General features: G+C 74.8%; 21 protein-coding genes. 9 read left to right on the forward strand and 12 right to left on the reverse strand.

From position 1 onward, the window contains the following. The first annotated feature begins 27 nt into the window (after positions 1-27). Positions 28-528: a MarR family winged helix-turn-helix transcriptional regulator gene (locus L3X23_RS27040; RefSeq protein ID WP_237195582.1), complete on the forward strand. Its 501-nt coding sequence runs from the start codon at positions 28-30 to the stop codon at positions 526-528. On the opposite strand, the gene L3X23_RS27045 is transcribed toward L3X23_RS27040, so the two are convergent. Together L3X23_RS27045 and L3X23_RS27050 are read right to left on the reverse strand one after the other, a co-directional pair. Beyond that, positions 515-1,048, reverse strand: a complete 534-nt coding sequence (locus L3X23_RS27045) for a hypothetical protein (RefSeq protein ID WP_237195583.1) — start codon at positions 1,046-1,048, stop codon at positions 515-517. The two genes, L3X23_RS27040 and L3X23_RS27045, sit on opposite strands and share 14 nt — an antisense overlap. 153 nt (positions 1,049-1,201) lie before the next feature. Beyond that, positions 1,202-2,071, reverse strand: coding sequence for an LLM class flavin-dependent oxidoreductase (locus L3X23_RS27050; RefSeq protein ID WP_237195584.1), 870 nt, complete (start codon positions 2,069-2,071; stop codon positions 1,202-1,204). 128 nt (positions 2,072-2,199) lie between these two features. On the opposite strand from L3X23_RS27050, the gene L3X23_RS27055 reads away from it, so the two are divergent. Together L3X23_RS27055 and L3X23_RS27060 are read left to right on the forward strand one after the other, a co-directional pair. Next, positions 2,200-2,745: a TetR/AcrR family transcriptional regulator gene (locus L3X23_RS27055; protein WP_237195585.1), complete on the forward strand. Its 546-nt coding sequence runs from the start codon at positions 2,200-2,202 to the stop codon at positions 2,743-2,745. Between the two features lie 101 nt (positions 2,746-2,846). Further along, complete coding sequence (locus L3X23_RS27060) at positions 2,847-4,760, forward strand: AarF/ABC1/UbiB kinase family protein (RefSeq protein WP_237195586.1); 1,914 nt, start codon at positions 2,847-2,849, stop codon at positions 4,758-4,760. Positions 4,761-4,774: 14 nt separating this feature from the next. On the opposite strand, the gene L3X23_RS27065 is transcribed toward L3X23_RS27060, so the two are convergent. Beyond that, positions 4,775-5,554: an SDR family NAD(P)-dependent oxidoreductase gene (locus tag L3X23_RS27065; protein WP_237195587.1), complete on the reverse strand. Its 780-nt coding sequence runs from the start codon at positions 5,552-5,554 to the stop codon at positions 4,775-4,777. Positions 5,555-5,601: 47 nt separating this feature from the next. Further along, positions 5,602-6,366, reverse strand: a complete 765-nt coding sequence (locus tag L3X23_RS27070) for a sulfite exporter TauE/SafE family protein (RefSeq protein ID WP_237195588.1) — start codon at positions 6,364-6,366, stop codon at positions 5,602-5,604. A gap of 153 nt (positions 6,367-6,519) precedes the next feature. Here L3X23_RS27070 and L3X23_RS27075 point away from each other — a divergent pair, with 153 nt between their 5' ends. From L3X23_RS27075 to L3X23_RS27090, 3 genes are all read left to right on the forward strand, one after another. Next, positions 6,520-7,275 (forward strand): LamB/YcsF family protein, encoded by a 756-nt coding sequence (locus L3X23_RS27075; protein ID WP_237195589.1) that lies wholly within the window; start codon positions 6,520-6,522, stop codon positions 7,273-7,275. Further along, positions 7,272-8,783 carry a 5-oxoprolinase/urea amidolyase family protein gene (locus L3X23_RS36340; protein WP_308116945.1) on the forward strand — a complete coding sequence of 504 codons (1,512 nt, stop codon included), beginning with the start codon at positions 7,272-7,274 and terminating at the stop codon, positions 8,781-8,783. Before L3X23_RS27075 ends, L3X23_RS36340 begins: the two co-directional genes overlap by 4 nt. Positions 8,784-9,024: 241 nt before the next feature. Further along, positions 9,025-10,206: a cytochrome P450 gene (locus tag L3X23_RS27090; RefSeq protein ID WP_237198133.1), complete on the forward strand. Its 1,182-nt coding sequence runs from the start codon at positions 9,025-9,027 to the stop codon at positions 10,204-10,206. Here L3X23_RS27090 and L3X23_RS27095 read toward each other — a convergent pair. The 4 genes from L3X23_RS27095 to L3X23_RS27110 are packed head-to-tail and all read right to left on the reverse strand — an operon-like array spanning position 10,199 to position 13,026. Beyond that, positions 10,199-10,870 (reverse strand): type 1 glutamine amidotransferase, encoded by a 672-nt coding sequence (locus L3X23_RS27095; protein ID WP_237195590.1) that lies wholly within the window; start codon positions 10,868-10,870, stop codon positions 10,199-10,201. The two genes, L3X23_RS27090 and L3X23_RS27095, sit on opposite strands and share 8 nt — an antisense overlap. 31 nt (positions 10,871-10,901) lie before the next feature. After that, positions 10,902-11,468: a TetR/AcrR family transcriptional regulator gene (locus L3X23_RS27100; protein ID WP_237195591.1), complete on the reverse strand. Its 567-nt coding sequence runs from the start codon at positions 11,466-11,468 to the stop codon at positions 10,902-10,904. Continuing rightward, positions 11,465-12,436, reverse strand: coding sequence for a nitronate monooxygenase family protein (locus tag L3X23_RS27105; protein WP_237195592.1), 972 nt, complete (start codon positions 12,434-12,436; stop codon positions 11,465-11,467). The genes L3X23_RS27100 and L3X23_RS27105 overlap by 4 nt, the downstream gene beginning before the upstream one ends. Before the next feature lie 32 nt (positions 12,437-12,468). Continuing rightward, positions 12,469-13,026, reverse strand: a complete 558-nt coding sequence (locus L3X23_RS27110; RefSeq protein ID WP_093083344.1) for a TetR/AcrR family transcriptional regulator — start codon at positions 13,024-13,026, stop codon at positions 12,469-12,471. An 86-nt stretch (positions 13,027-13,112) separates the two neighbouring features. Here L3X23_RS27110 and L3X23_RS27115 point away from each other — a divergent pair, with 86 nt between their 5' ends. Continuing rightward, positions 13,113-14,120, forward strand: coding sequence for a phosphotransferase family protein (locus tag L3X23_RS27115; protein WP_093083341.1), 1,008 nt, complete (start codon positions 13,113-13,115; stop codon positions 14,118-14,120). Here the strand turns inward: L3X23_RS27115 and L3X23_RS27120 are convergent. After that, a complete protein-coding gene (locus L3X23_RS27120) occupies positions 14,073-14,885 on the reverse strand; it encodes a CDP-alcohol phosphatidyltransferase family protein (RefSeq protein WP_237195593.1) in 813 nt (270 codons plus the stop codon). The genes L3X23_RS27115 and L3X23_RS27120 overlap by 48 nt on opposite strands. A 69-nt stretch (positions 14,886-14,954) precedes the next feature. Here L3X23_RS27120 and L3X23_RS27125 point away from each other — a divergent pair, with 69 nt between their 5' ends. Further along, positions 14,955-15,719 (forward strand): class I SAM-dependent methyltransferase, encoded by a 765-nt coding sequence (locus L3X23_RS27125; protein ID WP_237195594.1) that lies wholly within the window; start codon positions 14,955-14,957, stop codon positions 15,717-15,719. 44 nt (positions 15,720-15,763) lie between these two features. Here L3X23_RS27125 and L3X23_RS27130 read toward each other — a convergent pair whose 3' ends face one another. Together L3X23_RS27130 and L3X23_RS27135 are read right to left on the reverse strand one after the other, a co-directional pair. Then, on the reverse strand, positions 15,764-17,515 hold the full coding sequence (locus L3X23_RS27130; protein ID WP_237195595.1) for a sulfatase: 1,752 nt from the start codon (positions 17,513-17,515) through the stop codon (positions 15,764-15,766). 83 nt (positions 17,516-17,598) lie between these two features. Further along, positions 17,599-18,417 carry an MOSC N-terminal beta barrel domain-containing protein gene (locus L3X23_RS27135; protein WP_237195596.1) on the reverse strand — a complete coding sequence of 273 codons (819 nt, stop codon included), beginning with the start codon at positions 18,415-18,417 and terminating at the stop codon, positions 17,599-17,601. A 22-nt stretch (positions 18,418-18,439) separates the two neighbouring features. Here L3X23_RS27135 and thpR point away from each other — a divergent pair, with 22 nt between their 5' ends. Continuing rightward, positions 18,440-18,904 (forward strand): RNA 2',3'-cyclic phosphodiesterase, encoded by a 465-nt coding sequence (gene thpR, locus L3X23_RS27140; protein WP_237195597.1) that lies wholly within the window; start codon positions 18,440-18,442, stop codon positions 18,902-18,904. Here the strand turns inward: thpR and L3X23_RS27145 are convergent. Then, entirely contained in the window at positions 18,891-19,691 is an 801-nt protein-coding gene (locus L3X23_RS27145) for an LLM class flavin-dependent oxidoreductase (protein ID WP_237195598.1), read from the reverse strand. The genes thpR and L3X23_RS27145 overlap by 14 nt on opposite strands. Between the last annotated feature and the right edge of the window lie 33 nt (positions 19,692-19,724).

Raw genomic sequence — 19,724 nt, forward strand, 5'->3', positions numbered from 1 at the left:
GTTGTCGCAACCGCGTACTCTGAGACGGTGACCACTCCGGAGCGCGTCGAGTCCGACCTGGGCTGGGCGCTGGGCCAGGTCACCCGCACGCACATCAAGCACTCCGAGCACGTCCTCGCGGGGCTCCCAGGAGGCCCGCGCGGCTATCTGGTGCTGACGGCCGCGCGCGAGGGCACGCCGACCCAGCTCGCGCTCGCGCGCAAGCTCGGCGTCGACCGGACCGTGATGACCTACCTGCTCGACGAGCTCGTCGCGGCCGGGCTGGTCGAGCGCAGGCCGGACCCGGCCGACCGCCGGGCCCGCCAGATCCACCTCACCCCGGCGGGCTGGGGGCAGCTCTGCGAGTACGCGCGGCGGCTGGCCGAGGTCGAGGAACACCTGCTCGCCCCGCTGGCGCCCGCGGAGCAGGACCAGCTGCGCGCGCTGCTCGCCCGGCTCGCCACCGCCGTGCCTGCGGAGGGCAACCCGTGTCAGGTGGCCGAGGACATCAAGGCGCGCATGGGGATCACGGAGATCACGCGGGGGTGACGGCCTTCGAGCCGTCCGGGGCCACGGCGAACCACTTGCCGTCGGTGCCCTGGCCCGCCGTGGTCGTGAGGCTGCCGTCGTCCTGGGCGTACATGTAGAGCGGCCAGCCCGCCAGGGTGATCTGCCGGGTGCCGTCCGGGCGCTGCAGCACACCGACCTTGTCCGCGTCGACGCCGAGGAGCTCGGGCTGCTCGCCCGCCTCGACCAGCAGCGGCGGCCACTGCGTGGCGCACGCGTCGGTGCAGGCGGTGGCGGACGGGGTGGCCGAGTCGCCGTCGAAACGGTGCAGGACGTGCCCGTCCGCGTTGGTGACGACGACACCGAGCGGGCCGCTCTGCACCGCCCACAGCTGCACCCCGTCCGAGCCGTGGTGCATGCCGCCCATCGACGAGTGGTCCATCCCCTGCATGCCCTGGTCGGCGGCTGGGGCGGCCTGCGGCTGCGCCGGCGCGCCGGACCCGCAGGCGGACAGGGCGAGGGCGGCCAGGCCGGCGAGGACCAGCATCTTCAGTCGGCTCACGGGGCAGGACGGTAGAACCCCGTCGAGATCGAGACGTCCGAGTCTGAGGGGAGGTTGCCCGGGTGCCGCCGATCCGCGCCGGGCGGGAGGCGAGCGGCCCCTGGTTGCTCCGGTCGGAGCAGTCCGGACCGCCGCTCGTTCTCAGGTCGGTTCTCAGGTTCCGCGGTGGGCGGGTGAGCGGTCCACCAGCTCGTCCGCGACCCACCGGGCCACGCCGACGGGCCACGGGGCGGGCAGTCCGAGGACGATGTGGGAGAAGCCTGCCGCGACGGCCTCGTCGATCGCCTCCCGCGTGGCCTCCGGGGTGTCGTAGGAGACGCCCAGGTGGAGGGAGCGGGTGATCGCGGCGGGGTCCCGGCCGATCTCGGCGCAGTAGTCGTCGAGCATCCGGCTGCGCGCCACGCAGTCGGCGAGGTCCCCGCCGGGGATGTTCCACAGGTCCGCGTGCTTCGCGACCACCCGCAGCGTCGCCCGGGCCCGGCCGCCGATCATGATCGGCGGCCTGCGCGCGGGCTTGGGGTTGCCGTAGGCCCCGTCGAGGTGCACGTACTCGCCGTGGAAGTCGAACGGTGCGTCCTCGGTCCAGAGTCGCTCGATGACGGTCAGCGCCTCGTCGAGGCTGTCGGTGGCGCGACCGGTGTCGTGGAACGGCAGGCCGTGGGCCGCGTACTCGCGGCGGGCCAGCGGATGGCTCGGCCGCGACCCGACGCCGATCCCGAAGTCCAGCCGCCCGCCGGAGACGGCGTCCACGGTGGTGGCGATCTTGGCGAGCATCGCGGGCGGGCGGAACCGGTTGCTGGTCACCAGGATGCCGAGCCGCAGCCGCCGGGTCTGCGCGGCGAGGGCGGACAGCAGCGTCCAGCCCTCGAAGATCGGCCCGTCCTGGACGCCGAAGATCGGCAGCAGGTGGTCGAAGAGCCAGGCGTGCTCGATCTCCGGCACCTCGTCCGCCTCGCGCCAGACCCGCAGGACGTCCGCGTACTCGACCTGTTGGGGTGCGGTCGCGATCCCGAAGCTCGTCATGCCGGCGCCTCCGCGGTGTCGGGTCGGTCAGGATCGGGTGTGCGGTCGTGCACGGTGTCTCCCGTAATATGGTGGAACGTTGTTCCGCTTACGATACGGAACATGGTTCCATTTGTCGAGGGAGGGGCATGGCCAAGCGAGCCGACGCGCGCCGGAACTCCGACGCGGTGCTCGAGGCGGCCGCGGCCGCGTTCGTCGCCGCCGGGGTCGAGGCCCCGGTCCGCGACATCGCGGCACGGGCGGGCGTCGGGGTGGGGACCGTCTACCGGCACTTCCCGACCCGGGCCGACCTCGTCGTCGCCGTGTACCTGCACCAGATCGAGGCGTGCGCGGAGGCGGGGGAGCGGCTGCTCACCGAGGGGCCGACGCCGTTCGCGGCGCTCGCCCGCTGGATCGACCTGTTCGTCGACTTCCTCGTCACCAAGCACGGGCTGGCGGCCGCCCTGCGGGGGGACGACCCGCAGTTCGAGAGCCTGCACAGCCTGTTCCTCGAACGCCTGCTCCCGGTGTGCACGCGGCTCCTGGCGGCCGCGCGGGAGTCCGGCGAGGTCCGCACCGAGATCGGCCCCTTCGCCCTGATGTTCGGGGTGGGCAACCTGTGCGCCGGTGCGGGCGTACCGGACTACGACGCCCGGACGCTGGTCTCGACGCTGGTCGCCGGCCTGCGGGCGTGACACCGGCCGGGCCCGGGACGAGTCCATGGGGGACCGGGCGGGGAGGCGGGCCCACCCGGCGGCCGTGCGGCCCGTGATCCGTCCGAGTGGGTGCTGACGCGATGACGCTGGTCCTCGACCTGTCGTTCTGGGACACGCTGCTGCTGGCGGTCTTCGTGATCGTGGTCAGTCTCGGGGCGGGGCGGATCCTCGGGGTGCGCCGCGGGCTCCTGCGGGCGGCCGTCACCGGTCTGCTCGGCACCCTGGTGGGGCTCGCCGTGGCCGCGGCGCTGCTCCCGCCTGCCCCGACGGCGTCGGAGGTGCTGCCCACCGCGTTCGGGTTCGCCCTGCTGGCCGCCATGATCCTCAGCGTCTCGCTGGAGGCGGTCCTGCGCCCGCGCGGCCCGCGGCGGGGCTCGCTGCGGACCCGGGTGCGGACCTTCCTGACGGTCGGCGGGCGGCTGTGGGAGGTCGCCCGGACCGCCCGTCGACACGGGCTCGCCGGGCCGCGGCTGGCCTCCCGGGCCGCGCTGTCCAGTCCGGAGGGGGCGCAGCGGATCCGCCGCTTCCTCGAGGACTGCGGCGGCATGTTCGTGAAGTTCGGCCAGATCGCGTCCACCCGCTCCGACCTGGTGCCCGCGCCGGTCATCGCCGCGCTCGGGGACCTGCAGGCGGACGTCCGCCGGGTGCCGCCCGCGCAGATCCGGGAGCGGCTCGTCGAGGAGCTCGGGCCGGACGAGGTGTTCGCCGAGTTCTCCGCGGAGCCCCTCGCCGCCGCGTCGATCGGCCAGACCCACCTGGCCGTGCTGCCCTCCGGCGAGCCCGTCGTGGTCAAGATCCGGCGCCCGGGCATCGAGGTGTCGGTCGCCCGCGACTCCGCGGTCCTGCGCTGGGCCGCCCGCGCCGCGGCCCGGCGGTCCGCCGCGGCACGCCAGCTCGGGCTCGTCCCGCTCGCCGACGAGCTCATCCGCTCCATCGACGGCGAGCTCAGCTACCTCGCCGAGGCGGCGAGCGCCCGCGCGCTGGCGGAGGCGACCACCGAGCCGGGCATCCGCATCCCGGCCGTGCACACCGAGCTCAGCACCGACGGCGTCCTGGTCCTGGAACGGGTCGACGGGCGTCCGGTCTCCGACGCCGGCGCCGTCGAGGCCACCGGGGTCCCCCGCGCCGCGCTGGCGGAGCGGCTGCTCGGCGCCTTCCTCGCCCAGGTCATGGCGGCCGGGGTGTTCCACGCCGACCCGCACCCCGGCAACGTCCTGATCGACCCCGAGGGCGTCCTCTGGCTGATCGACTTCGGTGCCGTCGGGATCATCGACCCGGTCACCATGGACGTGCTGCAGCTGATGGCCGCAGGCCTCGCGACCCGGCAGCCCGCGCTGATCAGCCGGGCGATGCGGGCGTTCGCGCCGGACGCCCCGCCCACCCAGGCGCTCGAGGCCGAGATCAGCCGGGTGCTGAGCGCCCAGCTGCACGCGGGCGGGTTCGACCCGCGCAGCATGCAGGACGTCATCGCGATCATGCAGCACCACCGGATCCCGGTCCCGCCCACGCTCACCCTGCTCGGCCGCGCACTCGTCACCCTGGAGGGCACGTTGCGGGCGATCGACCCGCACGTCGACCTGGCCGCGGCCGCCGCCGGGCGGCTCGGCTCGACCGTCGACCTGTCCCCGGAGGGCACCCAGGACGTGGTGCAACGGGAGCTGGTGCGCAACCTGCCGACCTTGCGGGCGCTGCCGGGCCTGGTCGAGGACGTCGCGCTGCAGCTGCGGGCCGGCAGCGCGCGGCTGCAGGTGGACGCCTTCTCCAACCCCGGCAGCCGGGTCGTGAGCCGCTGGCTCGACCGCGCCACGTTCGCCCTCGTCGGCGCGGTCGGCCTCGTCGCCTCGGCGGTGATGCTGGTGGGCGCGGCCCTGGCCCCGGCGGGCGCCCCCGCGAACACCCTGACCGCGGTCGGCTACATCGGCCTGGTCGTCTCGTCGGTGATGCTCCTGCGCGTGGTCGCGCAGATCCTGCGCCGCGAGGCCGACCCCGACTGACCGGACCGACCGGGTCAGGCGTTGCGGATGGTGAGACCGCCGTCGACCGGGATCACGGCGCCGGTGATGTAGGAGGCCGCGGGCAGCAGGAGCGAGACGGTGATCTGGGCGACCTCCTCCGGCTCGGCGTAGCGGCGCAGGGCGGTGCGGCGGCGGGCGAAGACCTCCTTGGCGTCGTCCGGGATGCCGGCCGTCATGGCGGTGCGGATCGGGCCGGGGCAGACGGCGTTGACCGTGAGCCCCGTCCTGCCGTACTCGACGGCGAGCGACCTGGTCAGACCGATGACGCCGTGCTTGGAGCTGGTGTACGGGGCGATCCCGGCCGTCGCACCCAGGCCCTCGGTCGAGGCGATGTTGACCATCCGGCCGTCGCCGTGGCGCACCAGGTCGGGGATGGCGGCCCGGGCGAACAGGGCCTGCGCGGTGAGGTTGACGGCGAGCGTCGTCGCCCACGCCTCGGCGAACCCGGGGTCCTCGAGCGGGACGTGGATGCTGACGCCCGCGTTGTTGACCAGGCCGTCGAGCGGGCCGAGCGCCGCCCGGACCTCGGCGACCGCGGCGGCGGGCGCCTCGGGGTCGGTGATGTCCGCGACGACCGCGTGCACGGTCCCCCCGACCCCGCGGATCTCCTCGGCGACGGCCTTGAGCGCGTCCCCCGACCTGTCGACGATCCCCACCTTCGCGCCCTCGTCGGCGAGCAGGTGCGCCGTCGCCCGGCCCATCCCGCTCGCGGCCCCGGTGACGAGGACGACGCGGTCGACGAGCGAGCGGCTGAGCTTCGTGAGACGGGTCATACCCGTGTACTTACCAAACGATCGCTCGGTTTCCGAGGGGCGAGCCCTCAGCGGCCGAACCACAGGCTCGCCGCCAGGCCCAGTCCGGCCAGCCCGATCGCGAGGCGCAGCGGCGTCGCGGGGACCCGGCGGACGAGGGCGGGGCCGATCCGGGAGCCGATCAGCAGGCCTGCGGCGAGCGCGCCCACCGCCGCCCAGTGCACCGGCGCCACGATCGCGAACACGACGGCGGCCACGATGTTCGCCGCGCCGGACGCCACGTTCTTCGCCGCGTTCGACCGGGCCAGGCTCTGCGACCAGGACACCGACAACAGCGCCAGCATCATCACCCCCGCCGCCGCGCCGAAGTAGCCGCCGTAGAGGGCGACGCCGAACGCCGCCACCAGGGTGAGCGGGCCGAGCCTCGTCGCGGGTGCGGTCTCGGCCGCGTGCCGGGTGGCCCACGCCCGCAGCCGCGGCGCGACCACGAGCAGCACCGAGGCCAGCGCGATGAGCCACGGGACGATCGCCTCGAACGCGTCCGACGGGGTGACCAGCAGCAACGCCCCGCCCGCCGCCCCGCCGACGGCCGTCAGGGCGCACAGCCGCAGCAGCACCGGGCCCTGACCGCGCAGCTCGGGGCGCGAGCCGGCCACCGACCCGGCCGTGGTCCCGATCATCGCGACGGTGTTCGTCACGTTCGCCACGACGGGCGGCAGCCCGACGGCGAGCAGCGCCGGATAGGACACCAGGGACGCGAGCCCCGCGATCGAGCCCGTCAAGCCGCCGCCGATCCCGGCGACGAACAGGAACGCCAGCTGCCAGCCGGTCACGGGAGCGGGGGATCGGACGGCCGGTCCGGGCCCGGGAGGAGTGCACGAGGCATGCCTCCAGCCTCGCGCACGCCGGCCGCGAGGCAGGCGTGAGATCCGTCGCGGCGGGTGCCCCGAGTGGTCCCCGGTCTCCGCGGTGGGGACCCTGTGCGCATGAGGCTCGACCTGAACTCCGATCTCGGGGAGTCCTTCGGCCGCTGGACCCTCGGCGACGACGACGCGATGCTCGGCCTGGTGACCAGCGCGAACGTCGCGTGCGGGTTCCACGCCGGGGATCCGTCGACCCTGCGCCGCACCGTGGCGGCGGCCGCCGGGAACGGCGTCGTCGTCGGGGCCCAGGTCGCCTACCGCGACCTCGCCGGGTTCGGGCGCCGGTTCATCGACGTGCCGCGCGCGGACCTCACCGCGGACGTGCTGTTCCAGCTCGGCGGGCTCGAGGCGATGTGTCGGGTGTCCGGCACTGCGGTGCGGTACGTCAAGCCGCACGGCGCGCTCTACAACGCGACCGTGCACCACGAGGAGCAGGCCGCGGCGGTGGTCGACGCGGTCGCCGAGTACGACGCCGCGCTCCCCGTCCTCGGGCTCCCGGGCTCCGCGCTGCTGCGCGTCGCCGAGGCGCGGGGGCTGCGGGCGGTGCCGGAGTTCTTCGTCGACCGCGGGTACACCCCCGAGGGCGCGCTCGTCCCGCGCGCCGAGGCCGGCGCCCTGCTCCACGACCCCGACGAGGCGACCGAGCGGCTCCTGCGGATGGTCGCCGACGGGGTGGTCCGGGCGGTCGACGGCTCCGACGTGACCGTGCGGGCCGAGTCGGCCTGCGTGCACGGGGACTCCCCGGGCGCGGTGGCGATGGCGACCGCCGTGCGCGCCGGGCTGGAGCGGGCGGGCGTCGACCTGCGGGGGTTCGTGTGAGGGCGACGCCGTACGGCGACGCGGCGCTCCTGGTCGAGGTCGACGCGGACGAGGACGGGGACCGGGTGATCGCCCTGGCGCAGGCGTGCCGGGCGGCCGAGCTGCCCGGCGTGCGGGACGTCGTGCCCGCCGCCCGGACGGTCCTGCTCGTCACCGAACCCGGAACCGACCTCGGCGGCCTGCGGGCGGCGGTCTCCGCGCTGGACCCGCAGCCGGTCGACGCGCTCGACGTCGACGCCGTGGAGATCCCCGTCGTCTACGACGGGCCGGACCTCGCCGACGTCGCCGAGGCCACCGGGCTGACCGCCGACGAGGTGGTCGCGGCGCACACCGGCACGCCGTGGCGGGTCGCGTTCGGCGGGTTCGCCCCCGGCTTCGCGTACCTGACCGGCGGGGACGCGCGGCTGACCGTGCCGCGCCGCGAGAAGTCCCGGACCACGGTGCCCGCCGGGTCGGTGGGGCTGGCGGGGGAGTACAGCGGGGTGTACCCGCGGTCCTCCCCCGGCGGCTGGCAGCTGATCGGCCGCACGGACGCCGTGCTGTGGGACCTCGACCGGGACCCGCCCGCCCTGTTGCATCCCGGAGCGGAGGTGCGGTTCGTGGCCGGCCGGGCCGACCGCGTCGGCGAGCTCCGCCCCCGGGCGCGCCCGGACACCCGGGACCCGGCCCTGGACATCCGCGAGACCGGCCCGCTGGCGCTGGTCCAGGACCTCGGCCGCCCCGGGTACGCCGCCCTGGGCGTCGGGCGGTCGGGGGCCGCGGACCGCGCCGCCCTGCGGCTCGGCAACCGGCTCGTGGCCAACGACGACGAGGGCGCCGCAGCGATCGAGGTGCTGCTCGGCGGGCTCGCGATCCTCGCCCGGCGGGACCTGACGGTCGCGCTCACCGGCGCCCCGGCCCCCGCGACCGTCGACGGACGTCCGGTGGGCCACCACGCGCTGGTCGGCGTCCGGGCGGGGCAGGAGCTCCGGCTCGGTCCGCCGCCGTCGGGCCTGCGGACCTACGTGTGCGTCCGCGGCGGGATCGCCGCCGAGCCGGTGCTGGGCTCGCGGTCGACCGACACCCTGTCGGGGATCGGCCCGGCGCCGCTCGAGCCGGGCGCATCGCTGCCCGTCGGACCCGAGCCGCGGGCCTTCCCGCTGGTCGACGTCGCCCCGGTCCCGGTCCCGCCCGCCGGTCCGGTCACCCTGCGGATCCGGCCCGGTCCGCACGCCGACCTGGCGCGCGGCGACCTGGCGGACACGTGGTGGGAGGCGTCGGGGGAGACCGACCGGGTGGGGATGCGGCTGGTCGGCGGCACGCTGGAGATGGCCGACGGCGTCGGCTCGCTGCCGAGCCAGGGCCTCACCCGCGGCGCGGTGCAGCTGCCGCCCGGCGGCGAGCCGGTGATCTTCCTGGCCGACCATCCCGTGACCGGCGGCTACCCGGTGGTCGCCGTCGTGGCCGACGCCGACGTCGATCGCGCCGCCCAGATCCGGCCCGGGCAGAGCGTGCGCTTGATCCCCTGATGTATGGGTTTGACCCACAAACAAGGGCGGGTAGGTTGGGCACCAGCCGTGCTGGTGAGGCGCCGTACCGGTGGGCGCATCCGCCGGGGGGTCGGTACGACGCCATCGCACGGTCGTGCGGCCCCGGCACCCGTGCCGGGGCCGCTCCCGGAACCGTGTCGGTGGGCGTCGGTAGGCTCGGGCCGTGCCCACGTTGCGCGCGCGCATCGCGTCCTGGTTCGTCCGCCGCCAACTGGCCCGCATGAACGCCAAGGGCCTCGACCTCGGCTCCCTGCTCCCCGACTCCGCCCTCATGCCACTGCGCCGTGAGGGCCTCGACCCGGTGCCGGAGCTCGCCGCGGCGGCCCCGGTCTCGAAGCTCGACCTGCCCCTGAAACTGGACGTCTGGCTGGTCACCGGCCGCGACGAGGTCCGGTCGGTCCTGTCCTCGGTGGAGGACTACTCGTCGGACTTCAACCATCTCGCCCGCACCCTCGGCATGGCGGAGACCGAGAACCCCGGTGGCCTGGGCTTCTCCGATCCGCCCGTCCACAGCCGGCTGCGCAAGGTGCTCACCCCCGAGTTCACGATGCGCCGCCTCGCCCGCCTCACCCCGCGGATCGAGGAGATCGTCGCGGAGTGCCTCGACACGATGGACGCCGCGGACGGACCCGTCGACCTGGTCGAGCACTTCGCGCTGCCGATCCCCTCGCTGGTCATCTGCGAGCTGCTGGGGGTGCCGTACTCGGAGCGCGAGGCCTTCCAGGAGGTCGCGACCGCGCGGTTCGACCTGCTCGGCGGCGCCAGCGCCTCACTCGGGGCGATCTCGGACTCGCTGGTCTTCCTGCGCGAGCAGGTCCGCAGACAGCGCGACCACCCGACCGACGGCCTGCTCGGCATGATCATCCGTGACCACGGCGACCGGGTGGACGACGAGGAGCTCGCCGGCCTCGCCGACGGCGTCCTGACCGGCGGGTTCGAGACCACCGCGTCGATGCTGGCGCTCGGGGCGATCGCGCTGATGGAGGACCCCGAGGCGGCCCGGATCGTCCGGGAGGAGGACGCGGGCCCGGTCGTCGAGGAGCTGCTGCGCTACCTGACGGTGGTGCAGGTGGCCTTCCCCCGGTTCGCGACGCGGGACGTGCAGGTCGGCGACACCCTGATCAAGACGGGCGACGGCGTGATCTGCTCGCTGCTCGCCGCGGACCGCGAAGGCGGGGAGACGTTCGACCCGCACCGCGTCCCCGGCCCGCACTACGCCTTCGGCCACGGCATCCACCGGTGCATCGGCGCCGAGCTGGCCCGCATGGAGCTGCGCGCGGCCTACCCCGCCCTGCTCAACCACTTCCCGCGGATGCACCTCGCGGTCCCGGCGGACGAGCTGGAGTACCGGGACGCCAGCATCGTCTACGGCGTCGAGCGGCTCCCGGTGCACGTCAGGTAACAGGCTTCGCCGCGTCCAGGAAGCGGCTGAGCAGGGCCCGGCACTGGGCCGCGAGCTCGTCCTGGCGCGTGGCGAGCTCCTTGCGGACGGCCTCGAGGTCCACCTCCGCCTCCACCGATGCCAGGAACTCCGGGGACCAGGACTCGGCCCAGGTCTCGAAGACGTCCGGCGTGATCTCCGGGTGGAACTGCAGGCCCAGGCTGCGGCCGCTGCGGAAGGCCTGCACGCCGGTCTCGTTGCGGGACAACAGGTCCGCGCCGGGCGGCAGGGTGAACGCGTCGTAGTGGAACTCCATCCACCGACGCGCCGGGAGGTCGCCGTCGAGGTCGACGAACCCCCGCTCCGGCTGCGGCGCCAGGGTCACGGTCCCGCCGAGCGCCCGGGACAGCGCCTGCCCGCCGAAGCACACCCCCAAGACCGGGGAGTCGGTGTGGCGCAGGAACTCCAGCTCCGGCGCGAGCCACGGCAGGGTGTCGTCGTAGGCGGCGTGCCGCGACCCCATCACGACGACGACGTCGGCCCCGGGAGCCACGTCGCCCCCGTCGAGGAAGGTCCCGATCCGCACGGAGAACCCGAGCTCCTCCAGCGCGGGCAGGAGCGTGCCGGGCACCCGCCGCTGCCGGACGGGGTCGGTCTCGTGGACGATGATCTGCGCGCGGGCCATGACCCAGTATGCGCGGGCCCGCGATCTCCGTTCACGCGGTCAGGCCGCGCATCAGGGTGTCGATCAACGTGTCGTACTGGGCGGAGCGGTCCTCGTGCGGGCCGTTGTCGGTGAGCTCCAGCATCACCATGCCGTGGCCCGCGGCCCAGAGCGTGTAGGCCGCGGACTCGGGGTCGACCCGCAGGGGGGCGCGGGCGTTCCACCGGCGCATCACCTCGATGAACCCGCCGTAGTTGTCCCGGCCGGTGGCCCGCACGTCGGTGGTGAAGCGATCCAGGCCGTGGCCGAACATCACCAGGAAGTAGTCCGGGTAGGCCAGGGCGATCTCGCGGTAGGCGAGGCAGGCGGCGCGGACGTCGCGCTCCGGGTCGTCGGAGAACCGCTGGGCCTCCTGGGCGGACCGCAGGCGCCGGTGGCCCTCGACGTACACGGCGTCGATCAGGCCCTGTTTGTCGGTGAAGTAGTGGTAGACGGCGATCGTGGAGCCGCCCGCCGCCGCGGCGACCCCGCGGACGGTGAATCCGCGGGGTCCCTCGGTGGCGAGGAGGTGGGCGGCGGCGTCCAGGGTGGCGGTCCGGACGTCCGCCGGGGCGCTCACGCCGAGAGCGCCAGGCGGTCGCGGGCGGCGGCGTACTCGTCCGACAGCCGCGCGACGAGGTCCCGCACGGGGACGACGGCGTCGACCGCGCCGATGCCCTGACCGCTGCCCCAGATGTCCTTCCAGGCCTTGGCGTCGCTCGTGCCGCCGGACCCGAAGTCCATCGTGGTGACGTCCCCGGCCGGGAGGTTCGCCGGGTCGAGGCCCGCCGCGCGGATGGAGGGGGCGAGGTAGTTGCCGTGCACGCCGGTGAACAGGTCGCTGTAGACGATGTCGGCCGAGGAGCCGTCCACGATGGCCTGCTTGTACTCGTCCTTGGCGGCGGCCTCGTCGGTGGCGATGAACGCCGAGCCGAGGTAGGCGAAGTCCGCGCCCATGGCCCGGGCCGCGAGCACTCCGGCGCCGGTCGCGATGGATCCGGACAGTGCGAGCGGTCCGTCGAACCACTGGCGGATCTCCTGGACCAGCGCGAAGGGGCTGCGCACGCCGGCGTGCCCGCCCGCGCCCGCGGCCACGGCGATCAGCCCGTCGGCGCCCTTGGAGACGGCCTTGCGCGCGAACCGGTCGTCGATCACGTCGTGCAGGACGACGGTACCCACGCTGTGGGCGGCCTCGTTGACGTCCTCCCGGGCGCCGAGCGAGGTGATCATGATCGGCACCCGGAACTCGACGCAGGTGGCGAGGTCCTCCTCCAGCCGGGTGTTGGACCGGTGGACGATCTGGTTGACCGCGAAGGGCGCGGACGGGCGCTCGGGGTGCTTCGCGTCGTACGCCGCGAGCTCCTCGGTGATCTCCGCGAGCCAGTCCCGCAGCAGGCTCGCAGGCCGCGCGTTCAGCGCCGGGAACGACCCGACGACGCCGGCCTTGCACTGCTCGATGACCAGGCGCGGGTTGCTGATGATGAACAGGGGCGCACCGATCACCGGCAGCCGGAGCCGGTCGAACACGGGCGGGAGGGTGTCGCTCAACGGGCTTCCCTTCGTCGGGCCTATAACAAGCGTTATAGCACGGCGCCGACGAGGCGCAGCGCGAACTCGACCTGCTGGGCGACCACCTCGTCCTCGGAGAGGGCGCCCTCCTCGCGGTACCAGGTGGCGAGGCCCATGCCCAGGTCGAGGACCGCGTAGGAGGCGAGCCGGACCGAGGCGACGTCGAAGGGGCCCTGCTCGATCAGGGTGCGGAAGCCGCGCTCGTACTCCGCGCGCTTCGCCAGCACGGTGCCGCGGTGCGGCTCCTCGAGGCTCCGCATCTCGCTCGCGCCGACGAACGCCTCCAGGCGGTGTCGGGCGTGGAAGCGGACGTGGGCGTCGACCGCGCGCCGCAGCCGTTCGACGGGGTCGCTCGTGCCGGCCAACGCCGCCGTGTGCGCCTCGATCAGAGCGTCCATCGTGGATGTCAGCAGCGCCACGAGCAGCTCCTGCTTGGAGGAGACGTGCTTGTAGAGGCTGGGCCCCCGGATGCCGACCGCGGTCCCGATGTCCGCCATCGTCGTGCCCTGGTACCCGTGCTCGGCGAACAGGCGCAGCGCGGCCTCCCCGATCGCCTCGCGCGTTGCCATGGGGTGAGGCTAACAACAATTAGCCACCACGGGCGCCGGTGATGTGGTCGGATGGCTAGCGAGCATTAGCCGAACGAGGAGGCGCCGTGGCCGTCCAGGGACTCGACCTGCCCAAGCTCCAGGCGTACGTCGACGAGCACGTGCCGGGCACCGGCACGCTCACCGCGGAGCTGCTGCACGGCGGTCGCTCCAACCTCACCTACCGGCTCACCGACGGCACCTCGACGTGGGTGCTGCGGCGCCCGCCGCTGGGCGGGCTCACGCCGTCGGCCCACGACATGAAGCGCGAGTACACCGTGGTCGCGGCGCTGCACGGGCACGGGGTACCGGTCGCGAAGCCCGTTCTGCAGAGCGAGGACCCCGAGATCATCGGGGCGCCGTTCGCGGTCGTCGAGTTCGTGCCCGGGCGCACCATCGCCACCCGCGACCAGCTCGCGGCCCTGTCGGACACCGAGGTGCACGACTGCGCGTACGCCCTGGTCGACGCGCTGGCCGCGCTGCACGGCGTCGACCCCGCGGCCGTCGGGCTGGGGGCGTTCGGCAAGCCCGCCGGGTACCTGGGCCGCCAGGTCCGCCGCTGGTACGACCAGTGGACCCGGGTCTCGACCCGCCCGCTGCCGGACGTCGAGGCGCTGCACGGGTGGCTCGCCGAGCACACGCCGGAGGAGTCCGGGGCGTCGATCGTGCACGGGGACTTCCGGATCGACAACGCGATCGTCGGCGAGACGGACGCCTCGGACGTCCGGGCGCTGGTGGACTGGGAGATGTCCACCCTGGGTGACCCGCTGTCCGACCTGGCGCTGCACGTTGTCTACTCGGACCCGGCGTTCGACCCGGTGCTGGCGGGCGGCGCAGCCGCCACCTCGCCGCGGCTGCCGGGGGCGGACGACCTCGTGGCCCGGTACACGAAGGCCGCGGGCCGCGAGATCGTGAACTGGGAGTTCTACCTCGCGCTGGCCTACTTCAAGATCGCGGTGATCGCGGAGGGCATCCACGCGCGGTTCGTCGCGGGCCAGACGGTCGGCGAGGGCTTCGAGACCGTGGGCTCAGCGGTCCCCGCCCTGGCCGCCGCAGGCGTGCGCACCGTCACCTGACCCGCATTGTGGAGCCACGACCGTCGTTCCGAGGCCTGTCGACGGCAGTGGTGGCTCCACAGTGCGGTACAGGGTGAGGACGCTGCGGGCGAACGACCAGACCAGAGCGGTCAGGGCCACCGCGACCAGGAGCATGGTGAGCAGCAGGGAGAGCAGGCCGCTGACGGCGGTCACCAGCACGACGCCCTGCGCGGCGGCGATCGCCTTCGCCGAGAACGACGGCGGGAGCGTCCCGGTCAGCCACGGCAGCACCCAGCCCGCCGCCACGAAGGCGTAGCGCAGGCCGCCGATCACCAGCACCCACGGCCCGACCACCGCCGCCGCGGCGACGCTCAGCACCAGGATCAGGAACGCGTCCGTCTCCATGTCGAAGCGGGCGCCCAGCTCGCTGACCGTGCCGGTGTGCCGCGCGACCTTGCCGTCGACGAAGTCCAGCGCCAGGGCCACCGCGGCCAGCGGCACGAGCACCCCGACGCGCGGATCACCCGACCACCACCCGTCGGCGACCATCGCGGTCACCCCGCCGACGAGCAGCGCCCGGCCGAGGGTGACCAGGTCCGCGGGCCCCAACGTCGTCGCGTCGGCCCGGCGGACGGCGCCCGCCAGCAGGACCTGCAGCCCGAACGCGTAGACCAGACCGGCGAGCCAGCCCGCGGGGCCGGGGTGGATCGCGACCAGCACGGTGAGCTGCAGCAGCGCGGCGCCCGCCTGCTGGCGGTCGGCGAGCGTGCCGATTCGGGTCGGGGCCGGGGACGAGAGGTACACACTCCCCACACGGATCCCGACGGCTCCCGGTTCAGTCCGCTTCGCGGGCGCAGGCCTACGGTCGACGACATGGAGATCGACGCTCGCCTCAGCACCCCCGGCGACCCGGTGTGCGTGCCGGACTGGCTCGCGCTCCGGGAGCCCGCGGACGCCGCCGCCCGCTCGACCGAGCTGGTGGGGCTGCTCCCCGAGCCCGCGGTGGTGCGCGACCTCGGGTGCGGGTCGGGCTCGATGGGCCGCTGGCTGCGGCCGCTGCTGCGCACCGGCACCTGGTACCTCCACGACCGGGACCCGGTGCTGCTGGAGATCGCGGCGCGAGACGGCGGCATCCCCGTCGTCGGCGATCTGACGTCCGCGACCGCGCTCGACGCCGATCTCGTCACCTGCTCCGCGCTGCTGGACCTGCTGACCGCGCCCGAGGTGGACCGGCTGGTGGACCTGTGCGTCGAGGCGGGTGCCGCGGTCCTGTTCACCCTCTCGGTGACCGGCGGCGCGACCCTGTACCCCGCCGAGCCGCTCGACGCGCGGTTCGCCGCCGCTTTCGACGCCCACCAGCGCCGGTCGGGCCTCCTCGGCCCGGACGCGGGCGAGTACGCGGCCGCCGCCCTCCGCGCCCGGGGCGCCCGGGTGCAGACCCGCGAGTCCCCGTGGCGGCTCACCCGGGGCCCGCTGCTGGAGGAGTGGTTGCGGGGGTGGATCTCCGCGGCCGTCGCGCAGGACCCGTCCCTGGCCGCCGAGGCCGGTCCCTACCTGCGCCGGCGCCTCGCCGACCCCGACCTGCGCGCCACCGTCCCGCACCTGGACCTCTGCGCCCCCGGCGCTCGTGCGTGGTAAGTGGTGCTCTGGCACCACTTACCACGCACGGGCGGCGGAGCCGCTCACCGGAAGGTGGACAGGAAGCGGTCGCGGAAGGCGTCCATGCGCCACACCGGGGCGTCGGGGCCGGGGCGCAGGCCCGGCTGCCACTGCCACGCCTGCGAGACGGTGTCGAGGACCTGCTGGTCCCTCGTGACCACCGAGATCGGGACGTCCCGGCTCGGGCTGTCGTGGGTGATCATCGGCACCGGCTGGTGGTCGCCCAGCACGATCAGCACCAGGTCGTCGTCCCCGCTGTGCTGCACCCAGCTGACCAGCGAGTTCAGTGAGTACTCGATGGACTCGCGGTAGTTGGTGCGGACCCGGTCCTCGTCCTGCCAGATGACGTCCGGCGGGTCGAGCCCCGCGACGTCCGTCGCGTAGGTCGAGCCGTCCCCGATCTCGTCCCACGGCCGCAGAGTCGGCACCGCGATCCACGGGGTGTGGCTGGAGGTCAGGGTGATCTCCGCCCCCAGCGGGCCGGGGAGGTCCTTCGTCTTCGCGTCGTACTGGGCGAGCGCGTACTGGTCCGGCATCGGTGACCAGCCGAAACCGGGTCCCCGGTAGCCGAGGCCGTGGGCGTCGTAGTAGCTGTCGACGCCGTAGAAGCGGCTCTCCGGCCACGGCTCGGTGGTGCCGGGCATGATCCCGACGGTCTGGCGGCCGGTCCGCTGCAGCGCCTTGCTGAGGGTCAGCCGGTCGCTGGTGGTGAGGCTGCGGTAGCGCTGCTGGTTGTCGATCCACAGCCCGGACGACAGCGTCGCGTGCGCGAGCCAGCTGCCGCCGCCCGCGATCGGCGAGGTCAGCCACCCGCTGCGGGCGCCGAACCCGTCGGCGGCCAACGTGCTGGTCCCGGCGTCGAGCGTGGCGTCGACCCGGGTGGCGTACTGCGGGTCCTCGACGGCGCTGCGCCCGTAGCTCTCCACGTACGCGATCACCACGTCCTTGCCGCGCAGCGCGGTGAGGAGCCGGTCGGGCGGGGTGTCGTGGAAGGCGTCGTTCGCGGCGACCTTCGCGAACTCCTGCTCGTCGTGCAGGCTGACCGGGATCTGGCTGCCCACGCTCCACGCCAGTGAGGCGGCGCTCCGGCTCGCCAGGGGCACGGGCGGCGCCAGGGTGGCGCCGGTGACCGCGCAGACCAGCCAGACCACGGCCACCCCGCCGAGCACCCGGGCCCCGGGCAGCCTGCCCGCCAGGCGCCGGACCGCGAGCGCCGTGAGGACCGGGATCGCGAGGGTGAGCAGCCCCGCCCCGACCATCGCGCCCACGGCGGCGACCCGGCCCGCGGACTCGGCGACGTAGTCCGCGGCGTTGCCCAGCAGCGGCAGGTCGAGCACCGGGTCGAACGGCCGGGCGAGCGCGGAGCGGAAACCCAGGTCGGCGATCCGCAGGACGAGCAGGATCCCGATCAGCGCTCCGCCCGCGAGCGCGGCGGCGGTGCGGGCCCGGCCGCGCAGGACCAGCAGCACCGCCGCGCCCGCGAGGGCCTCGACCGGGATCCGGACGAACGCCTCGGGCGTCAGCTGGGAGACCTCTCCGGGTGCGACGAGCGCCCCGAGCACCAGCAGCGCCGCGAGGCCGGTGAGCAGCCCCGACCAGACGGTCCGACTCGCGTGGCCGAACCGGGGGACTCGCGGGGCGTTCTCCGCGAGTCCTGCACCCCGGCCACCCGAGTCCCCCGCATCGGCCACGCGAGTCGGGTCCGCGAGCCGTGCCGTCGTCTGCACGTCCGCTGCGGGCGTCGGGTCGTCCGCGCCGCCTCCGGTGTCCTGCACCCGGCCTCCTCGTGTCGCCGTCGTCGGGGGACACGGCGGGGGGCCGCGCGGGGTTCACCCGGCGCGGCGAACGGCCGCCGCCGTCAGGCGAGCGGCTCGACCGCGTCCCCGACCCGGAGCACGGCGCCCGGTTCGTCCGGGACCAGGTTCGTGCCGAACACGATGGCCTTGCCCACCCGCCGGTGCCGGGCGAGCGTGGCGAGCGGCTCCCTGCCCTTCTCCCCGGTGTCCGGGTCGACGGTCGTGAGCACGCAGCGCCCGCAGGGCTTCACCGCGCGGAACCGGGCGCCGCCGATCCGCAGGACCGACCAGTCGTCCTCCGCCCAGGCGGCGGAGCCCGAGACCACGACGTTCGGCCGGAAGCGGGTCATCGGGACCGGGCCCTCGGCGGCGTCGACGCCCTCGTCGATCCAGTCGTTGAGGGCGTCCAGGCTGGCATCGGTGGTGAGCAGCAGCGGGTACCCGTCCGCGAACGAGACGCGGTCGCCGGGCGCGCCGAACTCGGGATCGACCGGGCGCCGGGTGGGGTCGTCCAGGTGCACCAGCCGCAGCTCGGTGCCCATGACCTCGGTGAGCCAGGCCGCGGCGGCCTCCCCGGCGGACGTGGCCTTGAGGCTGCTCCGCCAGACCACGACGTCCTCGAGTCCCTCCCCCTCGGGGAACGGCACCCGGAGCGGCTCGGCGCCCGGGGCGTGCAGCGTGACCCCGCCCTCGTGGAGCACGGGGTGGATCAGCACCAGCCGGGGCAGCGTGCGCGCGGTCGCGAACACGCCCTCCGGGTCGGTGATCATCCAGCGGCGGTCGCCCGCCAGCCCCCACGGCTCGACGACGGCCTCGCGCAGCTGCTCCCCCCGGCAGGACTTCACCGGGTAGCGGGCCAGTGAGCTCACGACGAGGGACACCGCGCCATCGTAGGAGAGCAGGATGCCCCTCGTGAGCCGGTTCGTCGCCCTGGTCCCCCCGCCGGAGGTCCGTGCGGCGATCCGAGCCGTCCTGCCGTCGGCCCCGCAGGTGCGGTGGACCGCGCCCGCGCAGTGGCACGTGACCCTGCGCTTCCTCGGAGAGGCCGACCCGCCCGACCTCGCCGCGATCGCCCACGCGACCGCGCCCTTCGCCCTGGCGGTGCGCGGGGCGGGCCGGTTCGACGACCGGGTCCTGTGGGCGGCGCTCGCAGGGGAGACCGACCGCCTGCACGCGCTCGCCGCGGCCCTGGGCGCGACCGACTACCGGCCGCACCTCACGCTGGGCTTCGGATCCGGCCTGGCACCGCTGGTCACGGCCCTGCGGGAGCTGCGCACCCCGCCGTGGACGGTCCGCGAGATCGTCCTGTTCCGAAGCGAGCGCGGGGTGTACTCCCCGCTCGGCTCCTGGGCGTTCAGCGGCCCGTGAGGCGCTCCACCACCGGGGCCAGGGCCTCGGCGAAGCCCTCGCTCACGGCGAAGTAGCTCACGCCCAGGGTCTCGCGGCGGCGCTCCAGCTCGGCGACCATCTCGTCCGTCGAGCCGCGCAGGACGGCCAGGGTGTCCGCCGACCGCATGGCCTCCGCGGCACCCGGACCCGCCCAGCGGACCGCCCACTCCGGGATCTCGTCGCCGACCACGAACACGTTCATCCCCAGCTCGAGGTGCTCGATGCCGCGGGCCATCCGGGCCACCTCCTCGCGGGGTGTGGCCGGCTGGGCCGCGAGCATCACGATGTCGGCCTCCTCGGCGGCCAACGCCAGCGCCTTCGGGCCCGCCGCCGCCATGAGGACGGGGGTCCGCTCCTCGCCGTCGAGCTCGCGGAGCGCGTGGATCGCCGCGCGGACCCCGTCCAGCCGCTCGGCCGCGGTGCCCCACGGCAGACCGAGTGCCTCCGCCTCCCCGCGCGCGTCCGGACGGCCGGTGCCGATGCCCAGCTCGAACCGGCCGCCGGTCAGCGCCGAGAGGGTGTGCGCCTCGCGGGCGGTGACCCCGACCGGACGCAGGGGCCCGGCCAGCACGAACGGGCAGATCCGCAGCGTCGGCGCGGCGACCGCGGCCGCCGCGAGGCTGAGCATCGGCTCGTGCAGGTGCAGGTTGTCCGGGGTCAACAGGGTCGAGTAGCCGAGGTCGGTGATCCGCCGGGCCCGGTCGAGCCAGGCCGGGCCGGGTCCCTGCGGCGCCGCGACCACACCGAAGCGGAAGGGTGCGCTCATCGTTCCCCCTTGAAGTCGTTACAAATCAGAACG

The sequence above is a fragment of the Pseudonocardia sp. WMMC193 genome, from assembly GCF_021728735.1.
GTDB classification, from domain to species: Bacteria; Actinomycetota; Actinomycetes; order Mycobacteriales; family Pseudonocardiaceae; genus Pseudonocardia; species Pseudonocardia oroxyli.